Annotated in this window: 26 protein-coding genes and 1 tRNA gene; 14 read left to right on the forward strand and 13 right to left on the reverse strand. The window is 69.3% G+C overall.

Features of this window, described 5'->3' with window-relative positions:
- Nucleotides 1-70 precede the first annotated feature (70 nt).
- From KBZ04_RS00105 to KBZ04_RS00120, 4 genes are read right to left on the reverse strand one after another with little or no spacing between them, the layout of a single operon-like run.
- Nucleotides 71-298 carry an indolepyruvate ferredoxin oxidoreductase subunit alpha gene (locus KBZ04_RS00105; protein WP_254989884.1) on the reverse strand — a complete coding sequence of 76 codons (228 nt, stop codon included), beginning with the start codon at nt 296-298 and terminating at the stop codon, nt 71-73.
- Between the two features lie 26 nt (nt 299-324).
- Complete coding sequence (locus KBZ04_RS00110; protein WP_254989885.1) at nt 325-1,512, reverse strand: ATP phosphoribosyltransferase regulatory subunit; 1,188 nt, start codon at nt 1,510-1,512, stop codon at nt 325-327.
- 41 nt (nt 1,513-1,553) lie between these two features.
- A complete protein-coding gene (locus tag KBZ04_RS00115) occupies nt 1,554-2,456 on the reverse strand; it encodes an inositol monophosphatase family protein (RefSeq protein ID WP_254989886.1) in 903 nt (300 codons plus the stop codon).
- Nucleotides 2,453-2,821 carry a 2Fe-2S iron-sulfur cluster-binding protein gene (locus tag KBZ04_RS00120; protein ID WP_254989887.1) on the reverse strand — a complete coding sequence of 123 codons (369 nt, stop codon included), beginning with the start codon at nt 2,819-2,821 and terminating at the stop codon, nt 2,453-2,455. Before KBZ04_RS00120 ends, KBZ04_RS00115 begins: the two co-directional genes overlap by 4 nt.
- Nucleotides 2,822-2,909: 88 nt before the next feature.
- On the opposite strand from KBZ04_RS00120, the gene KBZ04_RS00125 reads away from it, so the two are divergent.
- Nucleotides 2,910-2,996, forward strand: a tRNA-Ser gene (locus KBZ04_RS00125).
- A 123-nt stretch (nt 2,997-3,119) separates the two neighbouring features.
- On the opposite strand, the gene pstB is transcribed toward KBZ04_RS00125, so the two are convergent.
- The 3 genes from pstB to pstC form a co-directional block, all read right to left on the reverse strand.
- Nucleotides 3,120-3,935 (reverse strand): phosphate ABC transporter ATP-binding protein PstB, encoded by an 816-nt coding sequence (gene pstB, locus KBZ04_RS00130; RefSeq protein ID WP_254963087.1) that lies wholly within the window; start codon nt 3,933-3,935, stop codon nt 3,120-3,122.
- Nucleotides 3,936-3,984: 49 nt separating this feature from the next.
- Nucleotides 3,985-4,800: a phosphate ABC transporter permease PstA gene (pstA, locus tag KBZ04_RS00135; protein ID WP_254989906.1), complete on the reverse strand. Its 816-nt coding sequence runs from the start codon at nt 4,798-4,800 to the stop codon at nt 3,985-3,987.
- Between the two features lie 145 nt (nt 4,801-4,945).
- Nucleotides 4,946-5,899, reverse strand: a complete 954-nt coding sequence (gene pstC, locus KBZ04_RS00140) for a phosphate ABC transporter permease subunit PstC (RefSeq protein WP_254989888.1) — start codon at nt 5,897-5,899, stop codon at nt 4,946-4,948.
- Nucleotides 5,900-6,023: 124 nt separating this feature from the next.
- Here pstC and dnaK point away from each other — a divergent pair, with 124 nt between their 5' ends.
- From dnaK to murQ, 4 genes are read left to right on the forward strand one after another with little or no spacing between them, the layout of a single operon-like run.
- A complete protein-coding gene (gene dnaK / locus KBZ04_RS00145; RefSeq protein WP_254989889.1) occupies nt 6,024-8,171 on the forward strand; it encodes a molecular chaperone DnaK in 2,148 nt (715 codons plus the stop codon).
- A gap of 5 nt (nt 8,172-8,176) precedes the next feature.
- A complete protein-coding gene (locus KBZ04_RS00150; protein ID WP_254989890.1) occupies nt 8,177-9,121 on the forward strand; it encodes a DnaJ domain-containing protein in 945 nt (314 codons plus the stop codon).
- 56 nt (nt 9,122-9,177) lie between these two features.
- Nucleotides 9,178-9,618: a DUF3110 domain-containing protein gene (locus KBZ04_RS00155; RefSeq protein WP_254989891.1), complete on the forward strand. Its 441-nt coding sequence runs from the start codon at nt 9,178-9,180 to the stop codon at nt 9,616-9,618.
- Nucleotides 9,615-10,577, forward strand: a complete 963-nt coding sequence (murQ, locus tag KBZ04_RS00160; protein WP_254989892.1) for an N-acetylmuramic acid 6-phosphate etherase — start codon at nt 9,615-9,617, stop codon at nt 10,575-10,577. The genes KBZ04_RS00155 and murQ overlap by 4 nt, the downstream gene beginning before the upstream one ends.
- Here the strand turns inward: murQ and mtnP are convergent.
- Nucleotides 10,528-11,514: an S-methyl-5'-thioadenosine phosphorylase gene (gene mtnP, locus KBZ04_RS00165; protein WP_254989893.1), complete on the reverse strand. Its 987-nt coding sequence runs from the start codon at nt 11,512-11,514 to the stop codon at nt 10,528-10,530. The genes murQ and mtnP overlap by 50 nt on opposite strands.
- Nucleotides 11,515-11,563: 49 nt before the next feature.
- On the opposite strand from mtnP, the gene KBZ04_RS00170 reads away from it, so the two are divergent.
- Nucleotides 11,564-12,004, forward strand: coding sequence for a peptidylprolyl isomerase (locus KBZ04_RS00170; protein WP_254989894.1), 441 nt, complete (start codon nt 11,564-11,566; stop codon nt 12,002-12,004).
- Here KBZ04_RS00170 and ribBA read toward each other — a convergent pair.
- Complete coding sequence (ribBA, locus tag KBZ04_RS00175) at nt 12,001-13,689, reverse strand: bifunctional 3,4-dihydroxy-2-butanone-4-phosphate synthase/GTP cyclohydrolase II (RefSeq protein ID WP_254989895.1); 1,689 nt, start codon at nt 13,687-13,689, stop codon at nt 12,001-12,003. The genes KBZ04_RS00170 and ribBA overlap by 4 nt on opposite strands.
- Nucleotides 13,690-13,767: 78 nt before the next feature.
- On the opposite strand from ribBA, the gene argC reads away from it, so the two are divergent.
- A complete protein-coding gene (gene argC, locus KBZ04_RS00180; protein ID WP_254989896.1) occupies nt 13,768-14,832 on the forward strand; it encodes an N-acetyl-gamma-glutamyl-phosphate reductase in 1,065 nt (354 codons plus the stop codon).
- Here argC and purN read toward each other — a convergent pair.
- A complete protein-coding gene (gene purN / locus KBZ04_RS00185; protein ID WP_254989897.1) occupies nt 14,823-15,482 on the reverse strand; it encodes a phosphoribosylglycinamide formyltransferase in 660 nt (219 codons plus the stop codon). The two genes, argC and purN, sit on opposite strands and share 10 nt — an antisense overlap.
- Nucleotides 15,483-15,489: 7 nt before the next feature.
- Between purN and KBZ04_RS00190 the strand changes: the two genes are divergently transcribed.
- From KBZ04_RS00190 to KBZ04_RS00200, 3 genes are read left to right on the forward strand one after another with little or no spacing between them, the layout of a single operon-like run.
- Complete coding sequence (locus tag KBZ04_RS00190) at nt 15,490-15,834, forward strand: DUF1257 domain-containing protein (protein WP_254989898.1); 345 nt, start codon at nt 15,490-15,492, stop codon at nt 15,832-15,834.
- The gene (locus tag KBZ04_RS00195; RefSeq protein WP_254989899.1) at nt 15,827-17,575 is read left to right on the forward strand and encodes a M61 family metallopeptidase; all 1,749 of its coding nucleotides are present in this window, start codon (nt 15,827-15,829) and stop codon (nt 17,573-17,575) included. Before KBZ04_RS00190 ends, KBZ04_RS00195 begins: the two co-directional genes overlap by 8 nt.
- The gene (locus KBZ04_RS00200) at nt 17,572-18,450 is read left to right on the forward strand and encodes an N-acetylmuramoyl-L-alanine amidase (RefSeq protein ID WP_254989900.1); all 879 of its coding nucleotides are present in this window, start codon (nt 17,572-17,574) and stop codon (nt 18,448-18,450) included. The genes KBZ04_RS00195 and KBZ04_RS00200 overlap by 4 nt, the downstream gene beginning before the upstream one ends.
- A gap of 37 nt (nt 18,451-18,487) precedes the next feature.
- Here KBZ04_RS00200 and KBZ04_RS00205 read toward each other — a convergent pair whose 3' ends face one another.
- Nucleotides 18,488-19,180, reverse strand: coding sequence for a helicase DnaB (locus KBZ04_RS00205; RefSeq protein WP_254989907.1), 693 nt, complete (start codon nt 19,178-19,180; stop codon nt 18,488-18,490).
- A 353-nt stretch (nt 19,181-19,533) separates the two neighbouring features.
- Between KBZ04_RS00205 and KBZ04_RS00210 the strand changes: the two genes are divergently transcribed.
- Genes KBZ04_RS00210 through fghA form a run of 3 tightly spaced genes read left to right on the forward strand, consistent with a single transcriptional unit; the run spans nt 19,534 to nt 23,188 of the window.
- Nucleotides 19,534-21,135 carry a glucose-6-phosphate isomerase gene (locus KBZ04_RS00210; protein WP_254989901.1) on the forward strand — a complete coding sequence of 534 codons (1,602 nt, stop codon included), beginning with the start codon at nt 19,534-19,536 and terminating at the stop codon, nt 21,133-21,135.
- Between the two features lie 19 nt (nt 21,136-21,154).
- Nucleotides 21,155-22,267, forward strand: a complete 1,113-nt coding sequence (locus KBZ04_RS00215) for an S-(hydroxymethyl)glutathione dehydrogenase/class III alcohol dehydrogenase (RefSeq protein WP_254989902.1) — start codon at nt 21,155-21,157, stop codon at nt 22,265-22,267.
- A 24-nt stretch (nt 22,268-22,291) separates the two neighbouring features.
- Nucleotides 22,292-23,188 carry an S-formylglutathione hydrolase gene (gene fghA, locus KBZ04_RS00220; protein ID WP_254989903.1) on the forward strand — a complete coding sequence of 299 codons (897 nt, stop codon included), beginning with the start codon at nt 22,292-22,294 and terminating at the stop codon, nt 23,186-23,188.
- Here fghA and leuS read toward each other — a convergent pair.
- Both leuS and KBZ04_RS00230 read right to left on the reverse strand, forming a co-directional pair.
- Complete coding sequence (leuS, locus tag KBZ04_RS00225) at nt 23,131-25,755, reverse strand: leucine--tRNA ligase (RefSeq protein WP_254989904.1); 2,625 nt, start codon at nt 25,753-25,755, stop codon at nt 23,131-23,133. The genes fghA and leuS overlap by 58 nt on opposite strands.
- Nucleotides 25,756-25,800: 45 nt before the next feature.
- Nucleotides 25,801-26,040: an Hfq-related RNA-binding protein gene (locus tag KBZ04_RS00230; protein WP_216908687.1), complete on the reverse strand. Its 240-nt coding sequence runs from the start codon at nt 26,038-26,040 to the stop codon at nt 25,801-25,803.
- 43 nt (nt 26,041-26,083) lie between these two features.
- Between KBZ04_RS00230 and dapF the strand changes: the two genes are divergently transcribed.
- Nucleotides 26,084-26,509, forward strand: a 426-nt coding sequence (gene dapF, locus KBZ04_RS00235; protein ID WP_254989908.1) for a diaminopimelate epimerase, incomplete at its 3' end; no start/stop codon positions are given.

Genomic DNA, 26,509 nt, shown 5'->3' on the forward strand with positions numbered 1-26,509 from the left:
CCCTGAACCTAGGTGGGGCCCCGGCGGCGGCTCAAGACCAGCGAGGGTGGGGTCCCCGAACCAGCGGACCTCAGCCGCCGGGCTTCTGCAGGTCGGGCCGCTCCTCCGGCAGGATCGCCCCCTCCACCGGACACACCTGCAGGCAGATGCCGCAGTCGATGCAGGTGTCGAAATCGATCCAGTAGAACGCCGTTCCCTTGCTGTTCGCCCCCGCTCCGGGGTGGATGCAGGCCACCGGACAGGCGTCGACGCAGTCGGCCACGCCCTCGCAGACGTTGGTGACGATCGAGTGGGCCATCGATGGGGAGACGCAGCGGCGGGATCCTAGGCAGCCAGCCACACCGCCCCACGGCAGCCCCGCTCCGCCGCCATCTGCTCGGCGGACGCCTGGTCGGCGCAGGGGTGGGTGCACAGCTCGGCGGGCTCCCCTTCCCGATGCAGCTCGGCCATGCGGCTGAGGGACTGAGCCAGGCCAGCGGCGGTGGCGCTGGCCACCAGCCAGGGACCCGGGGCCTGGTCCTCGGCAGCAGCAGCACCCTCCGATTCGAGCAGGTCGCGGATGGCTTCCACGTCGAAACCGAAGCCGGTGCCGGCCGCCACGGAGCTGCCGGCGCAGAAGCGTCCCACCAGGGCGTCGTAGCGGCCGCCGCTGGCGATGGCGACCGGAGCCTCCGCCCCCTGGCAGACCAGCTTGAACACCAAGCCGTCGTAGAGATCGAAGTGGGGCTGGAAGGTGGGATCCAGCTGCACCCGCACCCCCAGGGCGCTGGCCGGCTCCTGAACGCTGGCCAGGGTGGCGGCGAAGGACTCCAGCAACGGCACCGGTCCGAGCCACTGCTCCAGGTGATAGAGCACCTGGACCGGCTGCCCCCGCAGCCCGATCAGGGCCATCAGCCGCTGGCGCTGGCTGTCGGGCAGGGCCAGGGCCGCGAGGGCCAGGGGGTCGAAGTCGGTGAGGGCATGGCGCGCCGCTGAGCGCTGCTCCTCCGGGACCTGGCTCAGCAGGGCGCTGAGCAGGCCGTGGTGGCCCACCAGCAGGGTGGGCTGGTGCCGGGGCGGCAGCCCCAGGCTGGCCACGGCCGCCAGCAGCAGATGCAGCAGCTCCGTGTCGGCGGCGGGGGAGGGTTCACCGAGCAGTTCGACTCCGCTTTGCAGCTGCTCGCTGATGCGCTGACCGCCACCATCGCCGCTGAAGCTGCGGAAGGTGGTGCCGCTGGCCCAGAGCCGCAGGGGCCGGGGTCGGCTGAGCATCCGGGTGCTGGCGGCCCGGGCGATCGGAGCGGTGAGTTCCGGCCGCAGCCCGAGGGGCTCATCGGCCACCAGCCGCACCAGCTCCCGTTCGGCGATGGCACCGCCGGCCTCGAGGCTGTCGAGCCGCTCGATGGTGGGGGGCGCCACCTCCTGGTAGCCCCAGAGGCGGTACACGTTGGCCAGCAGGTCGCACAGGCGCCGGTTGCTGTCCACCTGACCCGGGTTCAGGTCCCGCGCGCCGGCGGCAGGTTGGAGGGCCATGGAGGGGAGTGTTCGGGCGGTGAGGTGGGGAGGGGCGGATCCTATGGAGCGTCGGCCGGGCCGCCGGCGAGGGCATCAAGCTCCGGGGCGCCGAAGCTGGCACCGCTGAGCGGCCGGCAGAGTGCCAGCCCTTCGATCAGGGGCTGGCGCAGGGCGGGGGTGCAGGCGATCACCCGGCCGTCGGCCAGGTCGAGACGGTTGCCGTCGTAGGCGCAGACCTGCCCGCCGGCCTCTTCCACCAGCACGACGCCGGCCACGAGGTCCCAGGGCGAAAGGCCCCGCTCCCAGTAGCCGTCGACCCTGCCGGCGGCGACGAAGGCCAGATCCACGGCCGCAGCCCCGGCACGGCGCACGCCGTGGCTGCGGTGGGTGAACCAGGCGAACTCGGCGTAGTTGTTGTCGAGGCGCCGCACCCGGTCGTAGGAAAAGCCTGTGACGAGCAGGGAATCCGCCAGCGCGCCGCAGTCGCTCACCTGCAGCCGGCGTTCGTTGCACCAGGCGCCCCGGCCCGGGGCGGCCCAGTAATGCTCCTCCAGCACCGGCACCTCCAGGGCACCGAGCAGCGGCAGCCCCTGCCAGCTGAGACCCACGGAGGTGCCAAAGAACGGATAGCCATGGGCATAGTTGGTGGTGCCGTCGAGGGGGTCGACGCACCAGAGCAGGTCGCCCTGGCCGGCGAGCTGGCCGCTTTCCTCGGCCAGCACGGCGACGCCGGGGGTGGCTGCCGCCAGCACCGCCAGCACGGCGGCTTCGGCCGCCAGGTCGGCCTCGGTGACCAGATTGCCCGCCATGCCCTTCTCCTTGACCTGCTCGAGGCGGCCAAAATGGTGCCGAAGCTCACGGCCCCCGGCCTCGGCCGCCTCGCGGGCCACCTGCAGCAGACGCTCCAGTTCAGCGGCGTCAAGGCCGGAGCCCGCCAGGGCCTGTTGACAGAGGGAGGTCATTCGTCGTCCAGGGGCAGGCCGGGACGCACCAGACCGCGGCCGAAGAAGCGGCCGAACTGGCGGTCGTAGACCTCGTCCTCGTCCTGGGTCTCCACCTCCAGCGGACCCGTGGCCCGGGCGACGCACAGGAGCCCGTAACCCTGCTGGCGCAGGTCCTTCGACAGGCCGAGGGCCTCCCGCTGATCGATGCTTCCGTCCAGCACCCGCACCGCGCAGGCGGTGCAACAGCCGTTACGGCAGCTGAAGGGGAGCGGCTCGCCCTGGGCTTCGAAGCTGCGCAGGATGTACTCCCCCTCCGGCACATCGAGTCGGATGACGCGGTTGGCCTGTCGCCAGTGGACCGTGATCGGGTGAGTGCGGGTCATGGGGACGTGGGCGGAGGGGATGGTGCCGTTGGGGCGCGGAGGCCAGGAGCAGCCCCTGCTACATTGCCATCTGCCCCATTTCGCCGCTGGAGAGGTGGCCGAGTGGTCGAAGGCGCAGCACTGGAAATGCTGTATAGGGGCAACTCTATCGAGGGTTCGAATCCCTCCCTCTCCGCTTTTGAAGTCGGTCCTCCGGGCCGACTTTTTTTTGGCTTGCAGACGCCTGAAAACCCTCCCAGTGCAGGCACCGAAAGGGTTCTGGTCGCCGCATTTCGTTTGACGACCCCAAAGCCAGGGGTCAGCCGAAGCGTCCGCTGACGTAGTCGAGCGTTGATTGCTGACTGGGGGAGTTGAAGATGTTTTCGGTCTCGTTGAATTCCACCAGATAGCCCACTTTCCCTGAACCCCCTTCGACGGCCTCGGCGTTGAAGAAGGCTGTCATGTCGGCCACGCGCACAGCCTGCTGCATGTTGTGAGTCACGATCATGATCGTGTAGCTGCGCTTCAGTTCGTGCATGGTCTCCTCGATCTTGAGGGTCGAGATCGGATCGAGGGCCGAGCAGGGTTCGTCCATCAGGATCACCTCGGGTTCCGTGGCGATGGCACGGGCGATGCAGAGGCGTTGCTGCTGGCCGCCCGAGAGGGAGAAGCCGCTTTCCTTGAGCTTGTCCTTGCACTCATCCCAGACGGCCGCCTTGCGCAGGGAGCGTTCCACCAACTCGTCCATGTCGCCCTTGTAGCCGTTGATCCGGGCACCGAAGGCGATGTTTTCGTAGATCGATTTGGGGAAGGGATTGGGCTTCTGGAACACCATGCCGATGCGACGCCGCACCTCCACGGGATCGACGCGCTTGTCGTAGAGATCGTGCTGATCAAAGATCACCCGGCCCTTGAGGCTGCAACCGGGGATCAGGTCGTTCATGCGGTTGAGCGCCCGCAGCACCGTGCTCTTGCCACAGCCCGAGGGGCCGATGAAGGCGGTCACCTTGCCCTTCGGCAGATCCATGTAGACGTTCTTGACCGCTTCGAAGCTGCCGTAGGAGATGGTGACATCCTGCAGGGACATGCAGACGTCGCTGGCCACGGTGGAGGAGGAAGAGGAGGAGGAAGTCATGTCAGGAACGAAGGGAAACGGAGCCGTTAGGAATGGACGGGGAGAGGGGTCAGGCGCGAGTGGCGTGGCTGATCCAGCGGGCCAGCAGGTTGGCTCCAAGAATCATGATCACCAGCACGAACGAAGCGGCCCAGGCCAGTTCGTTCTGCGCTTCGTAGGGCATGATCGCGAAGTTGAAGATCAGCACCGACATGGTGGCGATCGGGTTGAACAGTCCTTCCGGCCAGAAGGGGGAGAACAGGGCCGTAAAGATCAGTGGCGCCGTTTCACCGGCGGCCCTGGCAATCCCCAGCACCACGCCGGTGGCGATGGGCGTGAAGGCGGCGGGCAGGGTGATCTGGGTGATGGTGACGAACCGGGAGGCCCCGACCCCGTAGGCCCCCATGCGCATCTCCTGGGGAACGAGCAGCAGACCCTCGTAGGTGGTCTTGATGACGGTGGGCAGCATCAGCACCGAAAGGGCGATGCCGCCGGCCATGGCGCTGAAGCTCTGGTCGAAGAAGATCCGCGTGGCGACGATCAGGGAATAGATGAAGACGCCGCAGATGATCGATGGAACCCCGGCGAGCACGTCGTTGCCGAAGCGGACGAACTTGGAAAACCAGCCGTCCTGGGCGTATTCCGAGAGGTAGACGCCACCGCCCACGCCTACGGGGATGGCGATCAGGGAGGCAATCAGGGTCACCACGATCGTGCCGAGGATGGCGTTGCCGATGCCCCCGCCTTCCAGGCCAGGTGCCGGCGGCAGTTCGGTGAGCAGCTGCAGGCTGATCAGCCGACCCCCCTGGATCAGCACATAGATCAGCACCAGGAAGAGGGGAATCACTGCGAATGCGGAGAACGCGCCCGCAACGGCATTGGCGATCTGGTTCTAGCGATTGCGCTTCAGACCTGGGTCGTAATGCAGGGTGAGCCGCTCGGTGAACTGGCTGGTCGTTGGCGGGGACGTGACGGACATGGCCTGGGGACGTCGTTGGCGAGGTGGGGGGAATGGAAAGGAAGAACGGGCGTCAGTAACGCAGGCTGAGACGCCGCACGATCCACTGGGCCAGGACGTTGACGATGAAGGTGAGGATCATCAGGACGACGGCCGCGTACATCAGGGCCGAAACCTGAATCCCATCCGCTTCACCGAACTGGTTGGCGAGCATCGAGGCGATGGTGTTGCCCGGGGCCAGGAGGGACAGGCTGAAATTGAGGGAGTTGCCGATGATCATCGTGACGGCCATGGTTTCACCCATGGCCCGTCCGAGGGAGAGCATCACCCCGCCCATGATCGAGGAAACGGCCGCGGGCAGGATCACGTTGAAAATCGCACCCCAGCGGGTCGTGCCGACCCCGTAGGCCCCCTGGCGCAGCTCGACCGGCACCTGGTTGAGGGCATCACGGGAGATGGCAGTGATGATCGGCAGCACCATCACCACCAGGATCAGGATCGCCGGAGCCGTGCCGGGGCCCTGTGGCTCGGTGGAAAAGAACGGCGTCCAGCCCAGGGTGGAGTGCAGCAGGGAAAGGAACGGCCGGATGGCCGGTTCCATCACGAAAATCGCCCACAGGCCGAGAACCACGGAGGGGATGGCGGCGAGGAGCTCGACCAGCAGGCCGATCACATCTCTGACACTGCGGGGCAGCAGATCCTCGGTGATGAAGATTGCTGTTCCCAGGCCGATGGGCACGGCGATCAGCAGGGAGAGAATGGCGGTGACGAGGGTGCCGTAGATGGCGATCAGGGCGCCGTACTGCTCGTTGACCGGATCCCAGGCGGAGGTGGTCAGGAAGCGCAGGCCAAAGGTGGCCATGGCCTCCCTGGCGCCGGTGAAGACCGTGACGAAGATGGCCAGCAGGACGATTCCCACCGAGGCCGCCAGCACGAGGGTGAGCTGGCGGAAGCCGATGTCGGTGAGCTTTTCCTGGGGGGGACGCCGTCGAAGGGTGAACGCGTCGATGGGTGGAGCGCTCCTCATGCAGGGATGGTGCCGGTCGGCATGGACGTTCCACCTGATCTGAGCACGAGTTTCGGCCCCCGCGTTTAAGCTCGGTTTAACGGCCGTCAGGCTCCGGTAGCGTTGGGGCGCCATCAGGACATCCATGGGGCGCATCGTCGGCATCGATCTGGGCACCACCAACTCGGTGGTGGCCGTGCTCGAAGGCGGCAGGCCCCAGGTCATCGCCAATGCCGAAGGGGGTCGCACCACCCCTTCGGTGGTGGGGTTCAGCCGTGATCAGGAACTGCTGGTGGGCCAGCTGGCCCGGCGCCAGCTGGTGCTCAACCCCCGCAACACCTTCGCCAACCTGAAGCGGTTCGTCGGACGCAGCTGGGACGAGCTGGACGAGGGCAGCCTGGGGGTGCCCTACAGCGTGCGCGCCAACGACCAGGGCAACGTGCGCGTGATCGCGCCGGCCACCGAGCGGGAGTACGCCCCGGAGGAACTGGTGGCCTCCATCCTGCGCAAGCTGGTGGATGACGCCACCACCTACCTCGGCGAGGAGGTCGAGGCCGCCGTGATCACGGTGCCGGCCTATTTCAACGACGCCCAGCGCCAGGCCACCCGCGATGCGGGACGGTTGGCGGGGATCGCCGTGGAGCGGATCCTCAACGAGCCCACCGCAGCGGCCCTGGCCTACGGCTTCGATCGCAGCACGGTCAAGCGGGTGCTGGTGTTCGACCTCGGCGGCGGCACCTTCGACGTCTCGGTGCTGCGCATCGCCAACGGCGTCTTCGACGTGATGGCCACCAGCGGCGACACCCAGCTGGGTGGCAACGACTGGGACAGGCGCATCGTCGACTGGGTGGCCGAATCCTTCCTGCAGCAGAACGGCCTCGACCTGCGCCGCGACCGCCAGGCCCTGCAGCGACTCACCGAGGCCGCCGAGAAGGCCAAGGAGGAGCTGTCGGGGGTCCAGAGCACCCCGCTGTCGCTTCCCTTCATCGCCACGGGGCCCGATGGCCCCCTCCACATCGAGACGACCCTGGAGCGGAGCACCTTCGAAGGCCTCTGCCCCGATCTGCTCGACCGGCTGCTGCGCCCGGTCCAGAGGGCCCTGAGGGATTCGGGCCTGACGGCCGACGCTATCGATGACCTGGTGCTGGTGGGGGGCTCCACCCGCATGCCCATGGTGCAGGAGATGGTGCGCACCCTGATTCCCCGCGAGCCCTGCCAGTCGGTCAACCCCGACGAGGTGGTGGCGATCGGCGCGGCCGTGCAGGCCGGCATCCTCACCGGCGAGTTGCGCGATCTGATGCTCAATGACGTCACCCCCCTCTCCCTCGGCCTGGAGACGATCGGTGGGGTGATGAAGGTGCTGATCCCGCGCAACACCTCCATTCCGGTGCGCAAGTCGGATCTGTTCAGCACCTCGGAGGCGAACCAGTCGTCGGTCGAGATCCACGTGCTGCAGGGCGAGCGCCAGATGGCCGCCGACAACAAGTCCCTCGGCCGCTTCCGCCTCTCCGGCATTCCACCGGCCCCCCGCGGGGTGCCCCAGGTGCAGGTGTCCTTCGACATCGATGCCAACGGCCTGCTGCAGGTGTCCGCCACCGACCGCACCACCGGACGCCAGCAGAGCGTCTCGATCCAGGGGGGGTCGAACCTCAGCGAGGAGGAGATCAACCGCTTGCTGGAGGAGGCGGAGCGCAAGTCGGTCGAAGATCGCCGCAAGCGGGCCGTCATCGACCGCCGCAACCGCGCCCTGACCCTGGTGGCCCAGGCCGAACGGCGCCTGCGGGATGCCGCCCTCGAGCTGGGGCCCGCCGGGGCCGAACGCCAGCAGCGCGCCGTGGAGCTGGCCCTGCGGGATGTGCAGGATGTGCTGGCCCAGGACGACCCTGCCGACCTCGACCTGACCGTCAGCCAGCTTCAGGAGGCCCTGTTCGGGCTCAACAGGCGCCTGTTGGGGGAACGGCGTTCGGAGAGCGGCCCGCTCAAGGGACTCAAGAACACCCTGGGCTCCCTCAAGGACGAACTCTTCTCCGACGACGACTGGGATGACTGGGGCGGATCGGGCCGCTCCGATCCATGGTCCAGCCCGCCACGGTTGCCCCAGCGGGATCCCTACCCCCTCGGCCGCTACGCCGAGCGGGAGGGGGGGTACGACGACGACCTTCCCTCCCGCCGCTGGGAGAACGGCCGTTCCTGGGATCGGCAGGAGCCCCTGGATCGGGATCTGGCCGGCGAGCGGCACCGCCCCCGCCGTGGCGGCCGGGCCGATCAGGATGATCCCTGGGCCGACGGCTGAGGGTCGTGAGCCAATCCACCCGCTCGGATTCGGTGGCGACGGCCGCCCGCGACCACTGGGAGGTGCTCGGTCTGGCGGCGGGTGCCGACGCGGCGAGCATCAAGCGGGCCTTCCGCCAGCAGGCCCGCCGCTGGCATCCCGACCTCAACGGCAACGATCCGGTGGCCGAAGCCCGCTTCAAGCGGGTCAACGAGGCCTATGCGGTGCTCTCGGATCCGATCCGGCGCCGCGCCTGGGAGGCCGGCGAGGGCCAGGACAGCGCCGGCCTCGACAACGATCCCTTTGCCAGCGGCTTTCCCCATTTCGAGGACTACCTTGCGCAGCTCTTCGGCCAGGAGCGCCGCAGCGCCCGGAGCTGGGACGATGAACCCGAGCAGGAGCACCCCCCGGAGGCCGGCAGTGTCGCCACCGCGCCGGCATCGCCGCCACCGGTGATGGCCGCCACCGACGAGGAAACCCTGGTGAGCCTCACCCCGGAACAGGCGCTCAGCGGCCAGCGGCTGGAGCTGGAGTTGCGTGACGGCACCGTGGTGGAGGTCTGGTCGCCCCCCCTGGCGGGGGATGGCTGGCGCCTGAGGCTGGCCGGTGTGGCGGCCGGCGGCGCCGACCACTTCCTGCAGCTGCGGGTGCGCACCGAGGAGGGCCTGCGCATCGATGGCCTGCGGGTGCTTTACCAACTCGAACTCCACCCCGCCGATGCGGCCCTGGGCTGCCAGGTGGTGGTGCCCACCCTCGAAGGACCCGTGCGGCTGCGGGTGCCCCCCGGGTCCTCCAGCGGCCGGCTGCTGCGGCTGCGACAGCGGGGCCTCAGCCAGGGGGAGCAGCGGGGCGATCAGCTGGTGGAGGTGAGGATCGTGGTCCCGGCCACGCCCACGGACGCCGAGGAGGCCCTGTTCCGGCGCCTGCGGGAGCTCGACCGGGAGCAGAACGGTGCCAGCTCCGAGGCCTGAACGGCCCAGCGGCAGCCAACGGATGAGACACTGGCCTGCGCCCCATCCATGACGATGTGACTGCCAGCGGTTCCCCCCACAAGCCGGTGCATGTCCTGCTGTTCGATCCGGGCAGTGAACAGGAGGGCATCCATTCCCTCGAACTCGGGGGCCGCACGGTGGTGCTGCTGTTCGAGGACCCCGACGATGCCGAGCGCTATGCCGGCCTGCTGGAGGCCCAGGATTTTCCGGTGCCCTGTGTCGAGGCCCTGGATCGGGAGGAGCTGGAGAATTTCTGCGCCGAAGCGGGCTACGAGGCCCGTTTCGTTCCGGCCGGCTTTCTGCCCAAGAGCGAGGAGGAGCGGCTGCTGATCGCGCCGCCCGAACGCAACATGGATGTGACCACCTGGAAGGAGGAGCAGGCGGCGGCTGGTCAGTCCGGCGCTGGGGATCCCGACGGCGGCGGCAGCGATCCGGAACTGGAGGCCTTCCGTCGCCGCCTCGAAGGGCTGCTTTGAGCGATTCCGGCGGCGACAGGGGCCATCTGCTCACCGAGCGGCCCAACCCGGCCAGCGAAGAGCTCGACCGGCTGCCGACGGCGTCTTTGGTGGCGCTGTTCTGCGCCAACGACCTGCTGCCCCAGCAGGCGGTGGCGGCCGCTGCGCCGGCCCTGACGGCCGCCATCGACGCGATCGCCGCACGCCTGGCGCGGGGCGGCCGCCTCTTCTACCTGGGGGCCGGCACCTCCGGCCGGCTCGGGGTTCTGGATGCGGCGGAGTGTCCCCCGACGTTCTGCAGTCCGCCTGAGTTGGTGCAGGGGGTGCTGGCGGGCGGAGCGGCGGCCCTGCTGCGCAGCTCCGAGGGCCTGGAGGACCTGCGGGAGGCTGGCCGTGACGACCTCGTCCAGCGGGGCTTCGGCCCGGCGGATGCCCTGGTGGGCATCGCCGCCGGCGGCACCACCCCCTATGTGCTCGGTGGGCTGGCCCACGGCCGCGCCATCGGCGCCCTCACCGTGGCCATGGCCTGCGTGCCCGCCGAGCAGGTGCCGATGCCCTGCGACATCGACATTCGGCTTCTGACCGGCCCCGAGCTGCTGACCGGCTCCACCCGGCTGAAGGCGGGCACCGCCACCAAGATGGCCCTCAACATCCTCTCCACCGGCGTGATGGTCCGCCTCGGGAAGGTCTTCGGCAACCGCATGGTGGATGTGGCGGTCACCAACAGCAAGCTGGAGGACCGGGCCCTGCGCATCCTGCGGGACCTGGCCGGGGTTCCCCGGGAGGGGGCCCTCGACCTGCTGCAGCAGACCGGGGGATCGGTGCGGCTGGCCCTGCTGATGGCGGCCTCCGACCTGGGGGTCGAGGAGGCACGCTCGGCCCTGGATCGCCACGGGCCCGGCCTGCGCCAATGCCTCCAGGCCCTGGGGATCAGCCTGCCCCCGTCGATGCCGCCGTCGTCGTCGTCTCCGATGGCGTGAACGGTCCCCAGTAGGGGGCGGTGAACAGCTCGGTGCGGCGGCGGGTGGCCGGCGGCACCTGGGCGGCCGGGGTCATCAGGGCGTCCTTCAGGGCCTGGTGGGCCGGGCTGGGGGGCCGCAGGGCCTGCACCCGCTCGGCGGCGAGGCGCACGATCTGCTGGGCCAGGGCCGCATTGGCGCGCAGGTTGTCGATCACCAGTTCAACCGTCACCGCGTCGTGCATCGCATGCCAGCAGTCGTAGTCGGTGACCATCGCCAGGGTGGCGTAGGCCATCTCCGCCTCGCGGGCCAGCCGCGCTTCGGTGTGGTTGGTCATGCCGATCACCGCGCAGCCCCAGGAGCGGTAGAGCTCGGATTCGGCCCGGGTGGAAAAGGCCGGTCCCTCCATGCAGAGGTAGGTGCCGCCCCGGTGCAGCTGGCGACCCTCGGGCATCAGGCTGTCGCCCACGTCGCCGAGCAACCGGGAGAGCACGGAACAGTAGGGATCGGCGTTGCCCACGTGGGCCACCAGCCCTTCCCCGAAGAAGGTGAGCGGCCGCTGCATGGTGCGATCGATGAACTGATCGGGCACGAGCATGTCCAGGGGCCGCACGCTCTCCTGAAGCGAGCCGACGGCCGACACTGACAGGATCCAGCGCACGCCGAGGGAGCGCAGGGCCCAGAGGTTGGCCCGGTAGGGAACCTCACTGGGGGTGAAGCTGTGGTGCCGGCCGTGGCGGGCCAGGAACACCACCTCGAGATCGCCCATGCGTCCAATCCGCAGGCTGTCGGAAGGGGGCCCGTAGGGGGTGTCGACGGTCAGTTCCCGGACGTCCTCCAGCCCTTCCATGGCATAGAGACCGCTGCCACCGAGCACGCCGAGACGGGCACGGGCAAGGTCGGGGCTCGCCAGGCCGCCGGCCTGGGGGGAGGGAGACGTGGACTCAAGGGTGGCCATGGAAGCAGGGTGCCCTGGACGGATACAGTCGAAGTTTGCCTCCTCGACCGTGACCAAGGCCCTGATGGACACCGACGCCGGGCTGATCACCATTGATCTGTTCGACACCGAGGCCCCCGGCACCGTCGCGAACTTCGTCAAGCTCTCCAAGGACGGCTTCTACGACGGCCTCGCCTTTCACCGGGTGATCAATGGCTTCATGGCCCAGGGGGGCTGTCCCAACAGCCGCGAAGGCGCCCGCGGCACGGCCGGCACCGGCGGCCCCGGCTACACGATCCCCTGCGAGATCAACGCCCAGAAGCACAAGGCCGGCAGCCTGTCGATGGCCCATGCAGGCCGCAACACCGGCGGCAGCCAGTTCTTCCTGTGCCACGGCCCCCAGCCCCACCTCGATGGTCAGCACACGGTGTTCGGGCACACCGAAAACATCGATGTGGTGCTGGCGCTCAAGAACGGCAGCCGCATCCGCACGGTGACGATCGAAGACTAGGACCAGACGATGAAGGCGCCGGGGGTGAGGTTGAGCAGGGGGCAGGTGAGCGTCCTGGCCGGCTCCTCCCCCCCGGTATCGGCCCCTGGCGGCACGAGGTCGGCCAGCTGGCGACGCTCCGGCTCCAAGTCGATGCTGGGGTGACCCTTGCGCCGGGCATCCGGTGCCAGCAGCAGTTTCACCCCGGAGGTGCCCTGCCAGCGGGCCATTTCCATCAGCGGGCCCGCCAGGTCGGCGGCGGTGAGCTGGCGCCCCTGCTGGGCCGCCAGCAGCAGGGCCAGACCAGGGCGATGCAGCAGGGCCAGCAGGCGGGGATCCTCCTCACGCTCCAGCAGCAGGCCCTTGCTCCGGGCCCACTCCCGCAGGAGCTCAAGCCGGCTGGCCCCAAGGAGCAGATCCTCGGGGCCTTGCCAGCCCAGCACCGCAGTGAGTCCGTGGGACTCCACATCCATCAGGTGACCCATCTTGGTGCGCTTCACCCGCAGGTAGGCGGCGTTGTGGAGGCCCGGGTCCATCACCAGGGGGACCCGGTCGACCACCTGCAGGCCGTAGCCGCCCAGCCCGGCGATCTTGCGGGGGTTGTTGGTGATCAGCCGCAGCCGACGCACCCCCAGGTCGCTGAGGATCTGGGCGCCGACGCCGTAGTTGCGCAGGTCGGCGGCGAAGCCGAGCCGCTCGTTGGCTTCCACCGTGTCAAGGCCGCCATCCTGGAGGCTGTAGGCCTTGAGCTTGTTAACAAGGCCGATGCCGCGGCCCTCCTGGCGCAGGTAGACCACCACCCCTTCGCCGGCCGACTCGATCATGCGCAGGGCCGCCTCCAGCTGGGGGCGGCAGTCACAGCGGAGGGAACCGAAGGCATCTCCGGTGAGGCACTCGGAGTGCACCCGCACCAGCACCGGGCCGGTGCCGCGTTCCGGGTAGCCCTTCACGATCGCCACATGCTCGCTGCCGTCGAGCTCGTTGCGGTAGCCGATGGCCCGGAACTGGCCGAAGCTGCTGGGCAGGCTGGCCTCCGCCTGGCGGGCCACGAAGCGCTCGGTGTCGAGGCGATAGCGGATCAGATCGGCGATGCTGATCAGCCGCAGGCCGTGGTGCCGGGCGTAATCGGCCAGCTGGGCCAGGCGGGCCATGGAGCCATCGGCGTTCTGGATCTCGCAGATCACGCCGGCGGGATAGAGCCCGGCCAGTCGGGCTAGGTCGACGGCCGCCTCGGTGTGGCCGGCCCGTTGCAGCACGCCTCCCTGGCGCGCCCGCAGGGGGAAGACGTGGCCGGGCCGGCGCAGGTCGGCGGGGCGCGAGTCCGGGTGGATCGCCACCTGGATCGTCCGGGCCCGGTCCTCCGCCGAGATGCCCGTGCTTACCCCCCGCTCCGGCCCCGCATCCACGCTCACGGTGAAGGCGGTCTGGTTGCTGTCGGTGTTGCGATCCACCATCAGGGGCAGATCCAGGGCATCGAGCCGTTCCCCTTCCATGGCCAGGCAGATCAGCCCCCTGGCATCGGTGGCCATGAAGTTGATCTGCTGGGGTGTGGCGAACTGGGCCGCACAGATCAGATCACCTTCGTTTTCGCGGTTCTCGTCATCGACCACCACGATCGATTCACCGTTGCGGATCGCCGCCAGGGCATCGGCGATGGCATCGAAGTGAAGGCCCGTGGACTGACGTGGGCCGGACAGGACGGTCAAGGGAGCGTGATGGATCGGGGAAGGTTCGAACCTTATTTATAGGCTGCCGGTACGATCCAGCGTTCTTCTGCGTTCCGCATGGCTGGACAGCGCGTTGCGGTGATCGGTGCCAGCGGCTACGGGGGACTGCAGACCCTCCGGCTGCTGCATGGCCACCCCCATCTCGCGGTGAGCTTTCTGGGCGGGGAGCGCAGCACGGGCAAGCGCTGGAGCGAACTGGTGCCCTTCCTGCCCCTGGAGGACGACCTGGTGGTGCGCTCGCCGGACCCGGACGCCATCGCCGCCGCCGCCGATCTGGCCGTGCTGAGCCTGCCGAATGGCCTGGCGGCCGGCCTGGTGCCGGACCTGCTGCAGCGGGGCGTGAAAGTGGTGGATCTCTCGGCCGATTACCGCTACCGCTCCCTGGCCCGCTGGGAGGAGGTGTATGCCGCCGAAGCCCGTCAGGCATCCCGCCAGGACAGCGACCTTTGCCAGGAGGCGGTCTACGGGCTGGTGGAGGTGGCCGAAGCGCGCATCCGTGAGGCCCGCCTGGTGGCGGCCCCCGGCTGTTTCCCCACGGCCAGCCTGCTGGCCCTGTTGCCGTTCCTCGAGCAGGGTCTGATCGAGACGGGTGGCATCGTCATCGATGCCAAGACGGGCACCTCCGGCGGCGGGCGGGCCGCCAAGGAAAACCTGCTGCTGGCCGAGGCCGCCGAAGCCGTCGCCCCCTATGGAGTGGTCGGCCACCGTCACACCAGTGAGATCGAGCAGGTGGCGGGCCAGGCGGCGGGCCAGCCGATCCAGCTGCAGTTCACCCCCCACTTGATGCCGATGGTGCGCGGTCTGCTGGCCACGGTCTACGGACGGCTCCGCGACCCCGGACTCACCGCCGAGGACTGCACGACCCTGCTCAAGGCGTCCTATCGCCACAGCCCCACCGTGCAGGTGCTGCCGGTGGGGACCTACCCCTCCACCAAGTGGGTGCGCAACACCAACCGCTGCCTGCTGTCGGTGCAGGTCGACCCCCGCACCGGCCAGCTGATCGTGATGAGCGCCATCGACAACCTGGTCAAGGGCCAGGCCGGCCAGGGGGTGCAGTGCCTCAACCTGCTCTGCGGCCTCGACGCGGGAACCGGACTGCCCTTGCTGCCGTTCTATCCCTGATCCAGCCGCAGGGCGGCCAGTCTGACGGCCAGTGGCAGGATCCGATGCTCATGCTGCTGGATGCGGGCGTGGAGCCGCTGCCGGTCGTCCCCCGCCAGCACCGGCACGGCCGCCTGCACCAGGATCGTGCCCGCATCCACTTCCGCACTCACCAGATGGGCCGTGCAGCCCGCCAGGGTGACTCCGGCGGCCAGGGCCTCCCCCACCCCATCGGCGCCGCGGAAGCTGGGCAGCAGGGAGGGGTGGATGTTCACCAGTCGACCCGGGAAAGCATCGATCAGCACGGGCGTGACGATCCGCATCCAGCCCGCCATCACCACCAGATCGACCCGATGCGCCCGGAACAGGGCGATCAGGGCTTCGTCGAGGGCCTGTCGCGACGGCTGGCGGCGGTGGTCGATCACCTGGCAGGGGATGTCGAGCCGTTCGGCCCGGCGGTGGGCGCCGCAGCCCTCCCGGTTCACCGCCAGAACGACCACCTGGCCCTGCAGGTGCCCCTGCGCGCAGGCCTCCACCAGGGCCTCGAAGTTGCTTCCTTCACCCGACGCCATCACCGCCAGTCGCAGTGGGGCCTCCCTGGCCGCAAGCGGCTGTGGCAATGGCCACTGGAGAGACCCGCTGGGATCGCTATGGTCAGCGGAATCGGGCATTGCGTCCATGTCCCATCTCTCCATCCTGCCCACCGTGCTGCGGGATGCCGATGTCCTGGCGGACACCCTTTCCTCCCTCCACATCCCCTGGCGCCGTGGTGGTGACCTTGTCGGCTTCGGCGGCGAACGCCTGGCGGTGACACTGCAGCTGCAACTGAAGGATGGACAGGGCCTGGGATGGTGCCGGCAGTCGGATGGGTCGCTGGCCGTTGTGGGCGATCTTCAGCGCCTCAGCCGCAACACCGGCCTGCAACGGCTGCTGGGCCGGATCACCCGGGCCTATGCCGCCAGAGCGGCCCTCCAGGACGCCAGCCTGGCCCTCCCAACGGCGTCGATCGAGCTCCGTGTCTGACGACCCACCCCTTCGAGATCCGGCCGCCGGGCCGACCATTCAGCTCGACCTGCGTGAACCCCACCGCCACCTGGTCGGGGTCACACTCCATGTCACGCCCCGTTGCCTGCAGCCGGAGCTGCGCCTGCCCGCCTGGACGCCGGGCTCCTACCTGATCCGCGACTACGTCCGCCATCTGGAGGCCCTTGAGGTGCTCCAGGGGGGGATCCCGGTGGCCAGCATGCGAGCGACGGAGGCCTGCTGGCGCCTGGAGCTCACCAGCCTGGCGCCGCTGGTGATTCGCTACCGCCTCCAGGCCACGGAGCTGAGCGTGCGCACCTGCCACCTCAGCGCCGACCACGGCTTTCTGGCCCTGGCCGGAGTGGTCCTGCAGGTGAGCGGCGAACGCTGGCACCCCCATCGACTCGAGCTGCGGCTGCCCGAGGGATGGCAGGCCTTTGTTCCCCTCCCCAGTGATGGCGAGTACGCCTGGATCGCCGCCGACTTCGACCAGCTGATTGATAGTCCCGTCGAGGCCGGCCCCCATCCGTGCCATCACTTCAGTGTCGCTGGAGTCCCGCACCGCTGGGTCACCTGGGGCGCGGACCTGCCCGCCCTTGATCCCCTCTGGCTCGCGGATGTGGAGCGGGTCGCCCTGGCCTGCTGCCGACTGGTCGGGGAGCCGGCCCCCGCCAGCGACAACTATCTGTTCGTGCTGTACCTGCTGGCCGAGGCCTATGGCGGCCTCGAGCACGACCACAGCTGCGTGCTGCAGTTCGGACCCAAGGCCCTGGCTGCTCCAGGCGGTCGCCGCAAGCTGCTGCAACTGGTGGCCCACGAATACCTGCACCAGTGGAATGTGCGCCGGCTCAGGCCCGCCGAGCTCACCCCGGTCGACTACGACCGCGCCACGATCGTGCCCGGTCTCTGGTTCGCCGAAGGTGTCACCTCCTACCTCGACCTGCTGTTGCCCCTGGCGGCCGGCATCGGCACGGAAGCCGAACTGCTGGAGGACCTGGGGGCCGACCTCAGCCGTTACCTGCTCACCCCCGGCCGCCGGGTGCAGGGGCTGCGGCAGAGCGCCGAAGAGGCCTGGGTGAAGCTGTACCGGCAGGACGCCTCCTCCGCCGACAGCCAGATCAGCTACTACCTCAAGGGGGCCGTGGTGGCGCTGATCCTCGACCTGCATCTGCGGCGACAGGGTTCGTGCCTGGCTGTGGTGCTGCGGGCGCTGTGGAGCAGCCATGGGTCCTGGGGCCGGGGCTACCACAACGACGACCTGGTGGCGGCCTTCGCCGAGCAGGCCGCCGACCTGGCCGAACTCCTGCCCCACTGGCTGGAGAGCACCGACGACCCCGACCTCAGCGGCTACCTGGCAGATGTGGGCCTGACCCTGGAGCCGAAGCTGTCGGCGGAGCCTTTTCTCGGCTGGCTGCTGGAGGACGCCGCTGACAGGCCGATGCAGCTGAAGCGGGTGCACAGGGACGGCCCGGCCGAACGGGCCTGCCTGCAGCCCGGCGACGAATTGCTTGCCCTCGATGGTGCCAGGCTGCGGCGGCCGGACGACCTCACCCTGGCCTTCGGCCCCACCACGAACCCGGCAGAGCGGGAGTTGCTCTATTGCCGTGACGGCCGGGTGCGCAGCACCGTGCTCCTGCCCGAGTCCCCTGCGGTGGCAAGCTGGCAGCTCGTGATCGATCCCCTGCTGGTCAGTGACCAGACGGGGCTGAACCGACGGCGCTGGCTGTCGCTGCAGCCATGAGTGCCCCCTTGCGACCCCTGGTACTGGCGGTGGCCGGCGCTGGTGTGCTGAGCATCGGTGGACTGACCTGGCTGGGCCGCGACCTGTTCGGCGCCCCGGGCAATGCCGGGGGGCGCGCCTCCCTGCTCGATCTGCTGGAGGAGGTGCGCCAGTCCCCGGGCGCCGGCGGCCAGCCACAGCCGTCCGCACCGGTCACGGCCGAGCCACCGCCCCACGCCGCCTGGCGAGCTCCCCTGGGGGGGGCCTGCCAGGCGGATCCCCAGCTGCGCAGTCGCCTGCTTGCCCTGGCGGAACGCCTCCGGTACCAGACCATCCGGCTGCGCATCGATCCGAGCAACTATGGCGAGCGCTTTCGTCAGGATGTCTTCGGTCAGCCGCTGGATCCCACCCCCCAGGTCGTCGTCCTGCACGAGACCGTCTACGGCATCAACTCGGCGATCAACACGTTCATGACGCCCCACCCCCGCGACGAGGACCAGGTGAGTTACCACACCCTCATCGGCCTGGACGGCCGGGTGGTGGAGGTGCTCGATCCTTCCAAGCGGGCCTTCGGGTCTGGCAATTCCGCCTTCAACGGCCGCTGGGTGGTCACCAATCCGGAGGTGGGGGGGTCGATCAACAACTTCTCCCTGCACCTGAGCCTGGAGACCCCCATCGACGGGGAGGACCAGGAGGCGGCGCACAGCGGTTACACCGCCGCCCAGTACGACGCCCTGGCCATCGTTCTGGGCCGCTGGATGCGTCGCTTCAGCATTCCGCCCAACAACATCACCACCCACCAGCACGTGGATCTGGGCGGGGAACGCATGGATCCCCGCAGTTTCGACTGGCGCGAGCTGCAGGTGCGCCTGGCCGCGATCGGCGTTCTCTGCTGATGGCTTCTGCGCTGGACGCTCCCGGGCGGGGGGGGGGTCAGATCAGCGGGCTGGTGATGGGCTTGCGACTGCCGTAGAGGAGGGCATGCAGTTCGGGGTCCTGCATGTAGCGGAGCACCCGGGCGGGGTAATCGAGTTTGCCGTTGTGCAGGTAGGCCAGCGTGGCCATCGCCTTGGCATCGGCCGGGGAGGTGCTGGCCATCAGCAGGGCCCGATCCGAAAGCCCCAGGGCCTGTTTCAGCCGTACGAACTTGCCCACCAGCAGCCGCACGTTGCGATCGGGATCGAGCAGCTCCATGCGCGCCTCCTCGATCTGCTCCTGGGTGGCGCTCGCCGGCAGGAGGCCCTGCTTGACCAGTTCACCGAGGCTGAGCTGGGCAGGTCCATGGGTGCTGAACAGGCCGCTGCGGGCTGCCAGGGGATGGTCCTCGCCGGGCTTGGCGTGCTGCAGTTCATCGAACAGCACGGCGGTCACCAGCATCGGGTTGATGCGGTGGCGGCGGCTTTCGCTGAGGATCACCGGCCGGAGCTCCTCGAGCCGGCCGAGGGTGTGGGTGCGCAGGGGCTGGAGCTGGTCGATGCCCTCGGTGAACAGCTGGGCCAGTCGGGGCTGGGGGCCGTGGACACCGAAGCGGCGGTTGAGCTCGCGAAGTTCTTCGGGGCTGAAATCGAGCGGGTCCGGCCGCAGGCCTTCGCTGGTGGAGGGGCTGATCAGGGGGAAGGTCTCGATGCCGCGTTCCCCATCAAGGCGAAGGAAGGGGCTGCGGCCCTGGAGCTGGGGTTCGCGGAGCCAGGGAACTAGGCACAGTCCGAGCGCACCGAGCAACGACGCCCCTTGCAGGACACGTAGAAGAGGCCTGCACTGGTGGGCGGAGCGAGGCTCGCTAGTTCCTGCGGGGCGGGGCAGCAAGCAAAAAATCTGTTCTGTAGACCAACTGTAACGAACACATCCAGGTTTATCTCCCTTCAGGGGCGCTCTCTCCGCTGGACGCTTTGGCGGAAGACCCGCATCCGCCGATCCGCTTGCCGAACGTGGAGGCTGATGGATACGGTTCGGGGGCCCGTCAAGGCGTCCCAGGAGCCATGTCCCCGCTGCCGCCGTTGAACGGCCACGATTCCGTCGCCCTCTGGGAGCGCTTCCGCCAGTTGCTCTGGCACGATCCCGACCTCTGCCTCTGGCTCGACGTCAGCCGCATGGCTCTCGAGGAAGGGGATCTGGAGGCCTTTGAGGCCCCCTTCGCCCGCGCCTTCGCTGCCATGGAGGCCCTGGAGGCCGGTGCCATGGCGAACGCCGACGAGGGGCGCCAGGTGGGGCATTACTGGTTGCGGGCCCCGGAGCTGGCTCCCGATCCGGCGGTGGCGGCCGCCATCGCCGCTGAGGTGGATCGCCTCGAAGCCTTCGGCAAGGATGTGCTGACGGGCACGGTCACGGCGCCCGGTGGTGGGCCCTTCACCGATGTCCTCTGGATCGGCATCGGTGGCTCGGGGCTCGGGCCCCTGCTGATGCTCAGGGCTCTGCAGTGCCATGGCAAAGGGCTGCCGTTCCACTTCTTCGACAACGTTGACCCCGACGGCATGGCCCGCACCCTGGCCGCCCTGGGCGAGCGGCTCACCAGCACCCTGGTGATTGTGGTCAGCAAGTCGGGGGGCACCCCCGAACCCCACCTCGGCATGGTGCAGGCCCGGGCCCGGGTGCTGGCGGCCGGTGGCGACTGGAGCGCCCAGGCCGTGGCCATCACCATGGCCGGCAGCCACCTGGATCAGGAGGCCAAGGCCGCCGGCTGGCTGCGGCGCTTCGACATGTTCGATTGGGTGGGGGGCCGGACCAGCATCACCAGTGCCGTCGGACTGCTGCCCGCCGCCCTGATCGGCGCCGACCTGCGTGGCTTCCTGGAGGGGGCCGCCGCGATGGATCGGCTGACCCGCGTGCCCGATCTGCGCGCCAATCCGGCGGCCCTGCTGGCGGCCTCCTGGCATGTGGCCGGTGGCGGCCGCGGTCGCCGCGACATGGTGGTGCTGCCCTACCGCGACCGGTTGGAGGTGTTCAGCCGTTACCTGCAGCAACTGGTGATGGAGTCCCTGGGCAAGCGGCTCGACCGGGACGGTGAGGTGGTCCACCAGGGCCTCGCCGTCTACGGCAACAAGGGTTCCACCGATCAGCACGCCTACGTTCAGCAGCTGCGCGATGGACTCGACAACTTCTTCGTGACCTTCATCGAGGTGCTGGAGGACCCGGCGGAGATCCCCACGATCGATGGTGAGTGCCCGGCCGATTTCCTCGAAGGCTTCCTGCAGGGCACCCGGGCGGCGCTGGCCGAGCAGGACCGCCAGAGCATCACCATCACCCTGGCTCGCTTCGATGAGCGGGGTCTCGGGGCCCTGATCGGCCTGTTCGAGCGGGCGGTGGGGCTGTACGGAGAGCTGGTCAACGTCAACGCCTACCACCAGCCGGGGGTGGAAGCCGGCAAGCTGGCGGCCGCCGGGATTCTGTCCGTGCAGGGCCGGGTGGAAGGGCTGCTCTCCGATGGCCAGCCCCGCAGCCTGGCCGCCATCCAGGCCGAACTGGAGCTGGAGGCGGTGGAGCCGGTGTTCTGGCTGCTGCGTCACCTCTGCGCCAACGATCGGGGCTATGGCGCGAAAGGCGACTGGGGACAGCCCGACGGGCTGATCTTCCAGCACACTTGAGGGGCCTTCCCCCATAGCCATGGTCCGATCCCGCGCCGCGGTCGCCTGGGCCGCCGGTCAGCCGCTGGAGGTCACCGAGATTGACGTGGAGGGCCCCCGCGCCGGCGAAGTGCTGCTGCGGCTGGTGGCCACGGGCGTTTGCCACACCGATGCCTTCACCCTCTCCGGCGCCGACCCCGAGGGGATCTTCCCGGCGGTGCTGGGCCACGAGGGCGGTGCCGTGGTGGAGGAGATCGGCGCGGGCGTGACCTCGGTGGCGGTGGGTGACCACGTGATCCCGCTGTATACGCCCGAATGCCGCGCCTGCCGCTTCTGCCTCTCCGGCAAGACCAACCTCTGCCAGGCGATCCGCGCCACCCAGGGCCGGGGCCTGATGCCCGACGGCAGTAGCCGCTTCTCCCGGAACGGCGAGCGGATCTTCCACTACATGGGCACCTCCACCTTCTCGGAGTACACGGTGGTGCCCGAGATCGCCGTGGCCAGGATCGCCCCTGAGGCGCCCCTGGAGAAGGTTTGCCTGCTGGGCTGCGGCGTCACCACCGGCATCGGCGCCGTGCTCAACACCGCCAAGGTGGAACCGGGCAGCAGCGTGGCCGTGTTCGGCCTCGGCGGCATCGGCCTGGCGGTGATCATCGGGGCGGTGATGGCCGGGGCGGAGCGGATCATCGGCATCGACACCAACCCCGACAAGTTCGCCATCGCCGGCCAGCTTGGTGCCACCGAGTGCCTCGATCCGAAGGCCTTCGACGCCCCCATCCAGGAGGTGGTGATCGACCGCACCGATGGCGGCGTGGATTACTCCTTCGAGTGCATCGGCAACGTCCAGGTGATGCGCGCCGCCCTGGAGTGCTGCCACAAGGGCTGGGGCGAATCCACGATCATCGGCGTGGCCGGAGCGGGCCAGGAGATCGCCACCCGGCCGTTCCAGCTGGTGACGGGCCGCGTCTGGCGGGGCTCGGCCTTCGGTGGGGTGCGGGGCCGCAGCGAGCTGCCCGGCTACGTCGAGCGCTTCCAGCAGGGAGAAATCCCCCTTGACACCTTCATCACCCACACCATGGGCCTGGAGGACATCAACCGGGCCTTCGACCTGATGCACGCCGGCCAGAGCATCCGCTCCGTGATCCACTTCTGATCCCCGCAGACGGCACCCCCACCCATGCTCGAGCTGCTCAGCGAGAACCGCAGCTTCGGCGGTCTGCACCGCCGTTACCGCCACCTGTCGTCCGAGCTGAACGGACCGGCGACGCTGGCGGTCTACCTGCCCCCCCAGGCCCTCGGCGGGGAGCGGGTGCCGGCCCTCTACTGGCTGTCCGGCCTCACCTGCACCGATGAGAACGTGATGCAGAAGGGCGGGGCCCACCGGCTCGCCGCCGAGCTCGGTCTGGCCCTGGTGGCGCCGGACACCAGCCCCAGGGGAGCGGATGTGCCGACGGACCCCGATGGGGGCTGGGATCTGGGCCAGGGGGCCGGCTTCTACCTGGATGCCACCGAGGCCCCCTGGGACCGGCACTACCGCATGCACAGCTACGTGGTGGAGGAGCTGCCCCCCCTGCTGGAGGCCGAGCTGCCCCTGAGCCAGGCGCGAAGCATCAGCGGCCACTCGATGGGGGGCCACGGCGCCCTGGTTGCGGCCCTGCGGCACCCCGGCCACTACCGCTCCGTGTCCGCCTTCGCTCCGATTTGCCATCCATCGGCCTGTCCGTGGGGCCAGAAGGCCTTTGGGGCCTACCTGGGCGCCGATCAACGGGCCTGGGCTGCCTGGGATGCCACGCTCCTGCTCGCTTCAGCGACGGAACGGCTGCCCCTGCTGGTGGATCAGGGCAGTGCCGACCCCTTCCTGGACACCCAGCTGCGGCCCGCCGACCTGGCGGCGGCGGCCGAGGCGGCTGGGCACCCCCTGCAGCTGCGTCACCAGGAGGGCTACGACCACAGCTACTTCTTCATCGCCAGCCTCATCGACGACCACCTGCGCCACCACGCGGCCGCCCTCAGCCCTCAGGGCACCAGGTTGACCAGCTTGCCGGGCACCACGATCACCCGGCGGGGGGGCTGACCCTCCAGCCAGCGCTGGGCCACCTCGCTCTCCAGGGCCAGGCGCTCCAGGGTGGCCGCATCGGCGTCGGCGGGCACCTCCAGGCTGCCACGCATCTTGCCCTTCACCTGGATCACCAGGGGGATGGTGTCGCGCACCAGGGCGGCCGGATCCACGGCGGGCCAGCGCTGGCGATGGACACTCGCCGCCGCCGCCACACTCGCCCCTTCGCCGTGGCTGCTGAGTTTCTGCCAGAGCTCCTCGGCCAGGTGGGGGGCGAACGGCGCCAGCAGGATCAGCAGGGTGGCGAGGGCTTCGGCGCTCACTGCCGGGCCGGCCCCCTCGAGGTGGGCGGCCAGGGCATTGCTGAGCTTCATCAGCTCCGAAACGGCGGTGTTGAGCTGGAGCTCCCCCTCCAGGTCTTCACTGATGGCGGCGATGGCCGTGTGCACGGCCCGGCGCAGCTGCCGTTCCCCGTCGCTGAAGCTGGCGGGATCGAGCTCCTCGGTCGACGGCACCCCAGACCCAGTCAGGCGCAGGCCCCGGCCGTGGGCCCCCTCCACCAGGCGCCAGAGGCGCTGAAGGAAGCGGTACTGGCCTTCGACATCGGCGTCGTCCCACTCCAGATCCTTCTCGGGCGGCGCCTTGAACAGGATGAACATGCGGGCCGTGTCGGCCCCGTAGCGGTCGATGACCACCGCCGGATCGACGCCGTTGTACTTCGACTTGGACATCCTTTCGTAGAACACCTCCAGCACCTCGCCGCTGGTCGGATCGCGGGGGTCGCTGGGGTCGGCCACCTGGGCCGGCGCCACGTACTGGCCGGTGTGGGCGTTGCGGTAGGTGATGCCCTGCACCATGCCCTGGGTCAGCAGGCGGGCGAAGGGTTCGGAAAAGCCCAGCAGGCCCCGGTCCCGCAGCACCTTGGTGAAGAAGCGGGAATAGAGCAGGTGCAGGATGGCGTGCTCGATGCCGCCCACGTACTGGTCCACGGGCAACCAGCGGTCGACGGCCTCGCGCCCGAACGGTCGCTGCTCGTTGTGGGGGTCGCTGTAGCGCAGGTAGTACCAGGACGAGCACATGAAGGTGTCCATGGTGTCGGTCTCCCGCTGGGCGGGGGCGCCGCAGCGGGGGCAGGGCACGTTCACCCACGATTCCAACTTGGCCAGGGGGGTGCCCCCCTTGCCGCTCAGGGGAATGTCCCGGGGCAGTTCCACCGGCAGCTGCTCCTCGGGGACCGGCACCGCGCCGCAGCTGTCGCAGTGGATCACGGGGATGGGGCAGCCCCAGTAGCGCTGCCGCGAGATCAGCCAGTCGCGCAGGCGGTACTGCACCCGTCCCTGGCCCCAGCCCTGGGCTTCGGCACTGGTGACGATGCTCGCCTTTGCCTCGGCGGTGGTCAGGCCGTCGAAGGGACCGGAGGCGATCAGCACGCCGGCCTCGGTCCAGGCCTGGCCCTCGCAGGCGTGGGGGTCGGACCCTTCTGGGATCACCACCCGCCGCACCGGCAGTTCGTACTGGCGGGCGAAGATGAAGTCGCGCTGATCGTGGGCCGGAACCCCCATCACGGCGCCGGTGCCGTAGTCGGCCAGCACGTAGTCGGCGATCCAGACGGGAATCCTTTCGCCGCTGGCGGGGTTGCGCACCCAGGCGCCGATCGGCACCCCCCGCTTGGGCCGGTCCTCGGCTGTCCGTTCCTGCTCGCTCTGGCGGCTGACCAGATCGCAGAAGGCGGTCACCGAGAGTCGGCAGTCGTCCGTAGTCAGCGTGGCCACCAGCGGGTGCTCCGGCGCCAGCACCACGTAGGAGGCCCCGTAGACCGTGTCGGGCCTGGTGGTGAAGACGGTGATGCCCTCCCCTGATTCGGCTGTGAACGTCAGCTCGGCCCCAAGCGAGCGGCCGATCCAGTTGGCCTGCATCGTGCGGACCCGCTCCGGCCAACCCTCCAGAGAGGGGAGATCATCGAGCAGGGCATCGGCGTAGGCGGTGATCTTCAGGAACCACTGGCGCAGCCGGCGCTTCTCCACCTGGGCGCCGGAGCGCCAGGACCGCCCCTCGGCGTCCACCTGTTCATTGGCGAGCACCGTCTGGTCGATCGGGTCCCAGTTGACCGTCGCCTCCTTGCGGTAGGCCAGGCCGGCATCAAAGAACTGCAGGAACAGCCACTGGGTCCAGCGGTAGTAAGCGGCGTGGCAGGTGGCCACTTCCCGGTCCCAGTCGATCGACAGACCCAGGCGCCTGAGCTGCTCGCGCATCTGGGCGATGTTCCGGTCGGTCCAGTCCCCAGGGTCGACCCCCCGCTCGATGGCGGCGTTCTCCGCCGGCAGCCCGAAGGCGTCCCAGCCCATGGGGTGGAGCACCTGCCGGCCCCGCAGCCGGGCCGCCCGGGCGATCACGTCGGTGATCACGTAGTTGCGCACATGTCCCATGTGCAGGCTCCCCGAGGGATAGGGGAACATCGACAGGGCGTAGTAGGGCTCGCCGCTGTCGCCGCTGAGGTCAGGGGTGGTGTGCAGTCCCAGCTGCTCCCACTGCAGCTGCCAGCGCTGCTCGATCGTCTCGGGACGGTAGCGGGAGGGTTCTGTCACGGGCCCTATGGGGTGGATGTGATCGTGTCACAGCCCATGGGCGGCTCAGCTGAGGGCGCGCAGCGACGCAATGGCCGCCAGGCTGATCAGCAGCAACGGGGTCCCGGGTTCGGTGCTCATGGCCAGAAAATGGCTGTCCTGCCAGCGGATCACACCGTCACACTCCTGGCCGGACAGCAACACGACATTGACTGGGGTTCGGATGCGGATCAACTCCTGAACGTGGCGCACGCTGGGCAGGGTCGTGTCGAGCCTGGGGCCTCGTCGCTCAAAGAAACTCTGCATAGGATCGACCCCAACCTCCAGGACTTACGGAACGGTGCGCCACGTGCTCCAATTCAGCAAATACCAGGGTCTTGGGAATGACTTCTTGCTGCTGGACGGCCGCAGCTTAGAGGATCCTGAGGACGTGTTCGGATTGACCCCTGAGCGGGTGAGGAGGCTCTGCGACCGTCGCTTCGGGGTCGGCGGTGATGGGGTGATCCTGGCGCTGCCACCGCGGGAGGGTGGCGAACTGCGGATGCGGATCTTCAATGCCGATGGCACCGAGCCGGAGATGTGCGGCAACGGCATCCGCTGCCTGGCCCGGTTCCTGGCCGACAGCGACGGCGACGTCGCCCCCCGTCGCTGGGAGGTCGAGACCCTGGCCGGTCGCATCGTGCCGGCCCTGGCCGAAGACGGCCGCATCCGCGTCGACATGGGTGCCCCGTTCCTGACCCCGGACACCATCCCCACCGCCCTCAGCGTCGGGGAG

This window comes from Cyanobium sp. N5-Cardenillas (genome assembly GCF_024345515.1).
In the GTDB taxonomy this organism is placed as follows: domain Bacteria; phylum Cyanobacteriota; class Cyanobacteriia; order PCC-6307; family Cyanobiaceae; genus Cyanobium.